The organism is Rhodoferax sp. UBA5149 (assembly GCF_002413825.1).
Classification (GTDB): Bacteria; Pseudomonadota; Gammaproteobacteria; order Burkholderiales; family Burkholderiaceae_C; genus Rhodoferax.
Genome location: NZ_DHXT01000134.1, coordinates 3,074 through 7,676, shown reverse-complemented (window position 1 = coordinate 7,676; position 4,603 = coordinate 3,074). Strand labels below are relative to the sequence as shown.

General features: G+C 58.7%; 6 protein-coding genes. 2 read left to right on the top strand and 4 right to left on the bottom strand.

Annotated features, from left to right (window positions below):
- Both zapD and B3V69_RS11725 read left to right on the top strand, forming a co-directional pair.
- A partial coding sequence (gene zapD, locus B3V69_RS11730) for a cell division protein ZapD (protein ID WP_296446735.1) occupies positions 1 to 307 on the top strand: 307 nt, incomplete at its 5' end.
- A complete protein-coding gene (locus B3V69_RS11725; protein ID WP_296446733.1) occupies positions 304 to 516 on the top strand; it encodes a DNA gyrase inhibitor YacG in 213 nt (70 codons plus the stop codon). The genes zapD and B3V69_RS11725, both read left to right, overlap by 4 nt.
- 46 nt (positions 517 to 562) lie before the next feature.
- On the opposite strand, the gene B3V69_RS11720 is transcribed toward B3V69_RS11725, so the two are convergent.
- The 4 genes from B3V69_RS11720 to B3V69_RS11705 form a co-directional block, all read right to left on the bottom strand.
- Positions 563 to 1,042 carry an NUDIX domain-containing protein gene (locus tag B3V69_RS11720; RefSeq protein WP_296446732.1) on the bottom strand — a complete coding sequence of 160 codons (480 nt, stop codon included), beginning with the start codon at positions 1,040 to 1,042 and terminating at the stop codon, positions 563 to 565.
- Positions 1,039 to 1,917, bottom strand: a complete 879-nt coding sequence (locus B3V69_RS11715; protein ID WP_296446729.1) for an ATP-binding protein — start codon at positions 1,915 to 1,917, stop codon at positions 1,039 to 1,041. Before B3V69_RS11715 ends, B3V69_RS11720 begins: the two co-directional genes overlap by 4 nt.
- On the bottom strand, positions 1,914 to 3,143 hold the full coding sequence (gene argJ, locus B3V69_RS11710) for a bifunctional glutamate N-acetyltransferase/amino-acid acetyltransferase ArgJ (protein ID WP_296446727.1): 1,230 nt from the start codon (positions 3,141 to 3,143) through the stop codon (positions 1,914 to 1,916). Before argJ ends, B3V69_RS11715 begins: the two co-directional genes overlap by 4 nt.
- Before the next feature lie 104 nt (positions 3,144 to 3,247).
- On the bottom strand, positions 3,248 to 4,603 hold a 1,356-nt coding region (locus B3V69_RS11705; protein ID WP_296446725.1), incomplete at its 5' end, for an SEC-C metal-binding domain-containing protein.

Sequence of the window (4,603 nt, the reverse complement as noted above, 5' to 3'; positions counted from 1 at the left end):
TGATCTGGGACTTTGGGTCTCCAAGCTGACGCCGCTTGCCGACTCGATTCATGTCTTGCTCAAGTTGCTGCGGGACTCCGGCGCGCCGCAAAAGGTGATTGCCAACGCCGGGCAATATCAGCAAAACCTGCCCCAAGGCAGGACGTTTCAACTGCTGCGCCTGGCGTTGGACTCGTCGCTGGAGTTGATCCCGGAGATCAGCGGCAATCGACTCATGGTGTCCATACGACTCATGCGCCAGGGAGACGATGACCGACTCCACGCCTGCCCTGAAGACGCCGCTTTTGAGCTGGCGCTGTGCTCATGAAGCCCGTAGACACGCCCCCGCCAGGATCGCCCAAACTGGTCGCCTGCCCCACCTGCGGCGGCGACAGTGTGTACGCGCCCTCCAACCCATTCCGCCCGTTCTGCAGCGAGCGTTGCAAGAATATCGATCTGGGCGCCTGGGCCAGCGAAAACTTCCGCATGCCCGTCACCGGACTGCCAGAAGATCAGCTGACTGACGACGAACAGTAACCCTGAGATTTATATAAATTTGGGCCACAGCCCTCTATTTATATACTTAAGCCGCTACAAAATAAGTAGCATTCTTGAAATTCTGCTCCTCTGCAAGCCACTGAAGCACCGGCACCGTGCCGGGCAACACCGGTACCACCTGCACCGGAAGTCGCTGCCAGGCAAACGACTGGGCCTCCCGCATCTGCAAGTCACCTGTCCAGTGAAAAACCTTGCAGAAGTTCAGACGCACCAGCGCATGGGGATAGTCCACCATTTCAACTTTCCATGGTGCGGCGGGACCGATGGTGATGCCGAGCTCTTCATGCAGCTCGCGCTGCAAGGCCTGCGCCACCGTTTCGCCCGGCTCCAGCTTGCCACCGGGAAACTCCCAGTACCCTTCGTAGACCTTTCCGGCGGGTCTGGAGGTGAGCAGGAAGTCGCCATCCGGTCGAATCAGGACACCCACGGCGACATCGACCACCGCACGGTCAACGCCACCTTCGCGGGGCAGCCCGGCATCGGCAACCAGTGTCGGGACGCTCATGTGCTTGCGGCGTGTTTGCCCGCATAGTCGCGCGCAAACTGGTAGGCCACCCGGCCGCTGCGGGAACCCCGCTCCAGGGCCCACACCAGTGCTTCCGGTCGTGCGGCTTCAATGGCCGCTGATGCCACACCGAAGGAGGACAACCATTGCGCCACGATGACGAGGTATTCATTCTGGGTGAAAGGGTAAAAACTGACCCACAAACCAAAACGTTCGGACAGGGAAATTTTTTCCTCCACCACTTCACCAGGATGAACCTCTCCGTCTTCGGTATGCGTGTAGCTGAGGTTTTCCTTCATATACTCCGGCAACAGATGGCGGCGGTTGCTGGTGGCGTAAATCAGCACATTGGGTGTGGTGGCGGCCACCGAGCCATCCAGGATCGACTTGAGCGCTTTGTAGCCCGGCTCGCCGTCTTCAAAGCTCAGGTCATCGCAAAACACAATGAATTTTTCAGGTCGCTCGGATACCACGTCCACAATATCGGGAAGGTCAACCAAATCGGCTTTGTCCACCTCAATCAACCGCAACCCACGCCCCGCGTATTCGTTCAGGCAGGCCTTGATCAGCGACGACTTGCCGGTACCACGGGCACCTGTCAGCAGCACGTTGTTGGCCAATTTGCCGCTGACAAACTGCAGGGTGTTGAGCTGGATCTTTTCCTTTTGCGGCTCGATCTCTTTCAAATCCGACAAACGCATGGCGCCCACATGGCGCACCGCCTCCAGCGCGCCATGGCCCGAGCTCCGCTTCCGGTATCGGTAGGCAACCGATGCCGTCCAGTCAGGCGACGAGAGTGCCTGTGGCAATACCGACTCAATCCGGCTGATGAGTTGCTCGGCCCGCATCAGCAAGTGCTCAAACTTCTCGTTCATGAGCGGTAGTCTGCGTTGATCGTGACGTAGTCATGGCTGAGGTCACAGGTCCAGACCGTGTCCACCGCATCACCGCGGCCCAGAACCACCCGCACGGTGATCTCGCGCTGTTGCATGACGCGCTGGCCATCTTCTTCGCGATACAAGGGATTGCGCCCGCCTTGAACCGCCACATGAACCTCGTCCAGATACAAATCAATGCCGGTCTGCTCCAGATCGTCAATGCCCGCGTAGCCGACCGCCGCCAGAATGCGCCCCAGGTTCGGGTCGCTGGCAAAAAAGGCCGTCTTCACCAAAGGTGAATGGGCAATGGCGTAGGCCACCTGGCGGCACTCCGCCTGCGTTTTTCCGCCTTCCACCTTGATCGCTATGAATTTTGTAGCGCCTTCACCATCACGCACGATGGCTTGCGCCAGCTTTTGCGCGACCTCCAGCATGGCGGCCTTGAGGACTCTTCCCGGTGCGCTGTCCAGCGAATCGATCGTCGCATGCGTCGCCTTATTGGTGGCAATGACGACAAACGAGTCGTTGGTGGAGGTGTCGCCGTCCACCGTCACGCGATTGAATGAACCTTCGGCCAACTCGGCCGCCAGTTGATGCATCAGCGCCTGGCTGACACAGGCGTCGGTGGCCATGAAACCCAGCATGGTCGCCATATTGGGGCGAATCATGCCGGCACCCTTGCTGATGCCGGTGATGCTCACCAGGGCGCCGTCAATCATCACCTGCGTGCCAAAAGCCTTGGCCACGGTGTCGGTGGTCATGATGCCTTCGGCCGCGCGCAGCCAGTTGTCTTCACGCACATCCGCCAAGGCACCCTCAAGCCCGGCTTCAATACGATCAATGGGCAAGGACTCCATGATGACGCCGGTTGAAAATGGCAAAACTTGCTCGGGTGCGATATCGAGTTTTCGGGCGAGCGCCACACAGGTGCTGAAGGCGCGAACCCGTCCATCTTCACCGGTACCGGCATTGGCGTTGCCGGTATTGATGAGCATGGCCCGGACCCCCGCGCCGCTGGCGAGATGTTCGCGGCAGATCTGCACCGGTGCCGCGCAAAACCGGTTCTGGGTGAAGACGCCTGACACCGAAGCCCCGTGGTCGATCAAGACGACGGTCAGGTCTTTGCGATTGGCCTTGCGCACACCGGCTTCAGTAACACCGATGCGTACCCCTGCGACGGGATGCAATTCAGCTGGATTGGGGGCGGGCAAGTTAACGGCCATTTTTTTCCTTCAGGGAACTAGCGGATTATCCAAAAATTCAGTCCATAAAAACCAATCGGGCCGTGGAAATAATCCAGGGCCCGATGTTTAGGCGAGTGTTTGCCTTAAACCAGCTTGCCGTGGCAGTGCTTGTATTTTTTGCCACTGCCACAAGGGCATGCTTCATTGCGACCGACGCGGGGAACGGCGCCCCCGAAGGCGCGCAATTTTTTGTTAATCGTTTCCTCATCGACCGTGGTCTCCACCTCGCCGGTTTCGGTCGGTGCACTGTAGGTCACATTCGCAATGCTCTCACCGCGGCTCTCCATATCGTCGGCCGCCTGTTCCAGTTGCTCGCTGGATTGAACCTTGACCGTCATGAGCACCTTGGTGACGTCATTTTTAACCGAGTCCAGCAACTGACCAAAGAGTTCGAAGGCCTCGCGTTTGTATTCCTGTTTAGGCTGCTTCTGGGCATAGCCACGCAAATGAATGCCCTGGCGCAGGTAATCCAGCGAACTGAGGTGCTCACGCCAATGCGTGTCAATGCTCTGCAGCAACACCATGCGCTCGAACTGGATGAAGTTTTCGCCGCCGACCTGCTCCACCTTGGCTGCAAACACCTTATTGGCTTCGCTTCGCACACTCGCCAGCAGATCTTCGTCGGTGATGGCACTGGCCGCACTCACTTGGCTCTGCAGCTGGAGCATGACCTCCCATTCATCGGACAAAACTCTTTCCAGCGTTGCGATGTCCCATTGCTCCTCGACCGACTCGACCGGCACATATTGGCGCACCAGATCATTGAAACAGCCTTCACGCAAGGACGTGATCTGGGCCGACAAATCGGCCGCATCCAGAATCTCGTTGCGCTGCTGGTAAATCACCTTGCGCTGGTCATTCGACACATCGTCATACTCCAGCAGCTGCTTGCGCATGTCGAAATTGCGAGCTTCCACCTTGCGCTGGGCGCTCTCGATGCTGCGTGTCACGATGCCCGCTTCAATCGCCTCACCATCCGGCATCTTGAGCCGGTCCATGATGGCCTTGACCCGGTCACCGGCAAAAATGCGCATCAGCGAGTCATCCAGACTCAAGTAGAAGCGCGACGAACCCGGATCGCCTTGACGGCCGGAGCGACCCCGCAACTGGTTGTCGATGCGGCGTGACTCGTGCCGCTCGGTGGCGATGATGCGCAAACCACCCAGTGCATTGACCTTCTCGTGGTCTTGCTCCCACTGCGCCCGTATCGCCTCCAGCTGTTTTTGTTTCTGCGCGGCATCCAGCGACTCGTCAGCCTCCACCGCTTCCACCGCCTGGCTCATGTTGCCGCCCAACACAATGTCGGTCCCGCGACCCGCCATGTTGGTGGCAATGGTGATCATTTTGGCGCGTCCGGCCTGGGCCACGATATCGGCCTCACGCGCATGCTGCTTGGCGTTCAGCACCTGGTGTGGCAACTTTTCTTTTTCCAAAAGCTG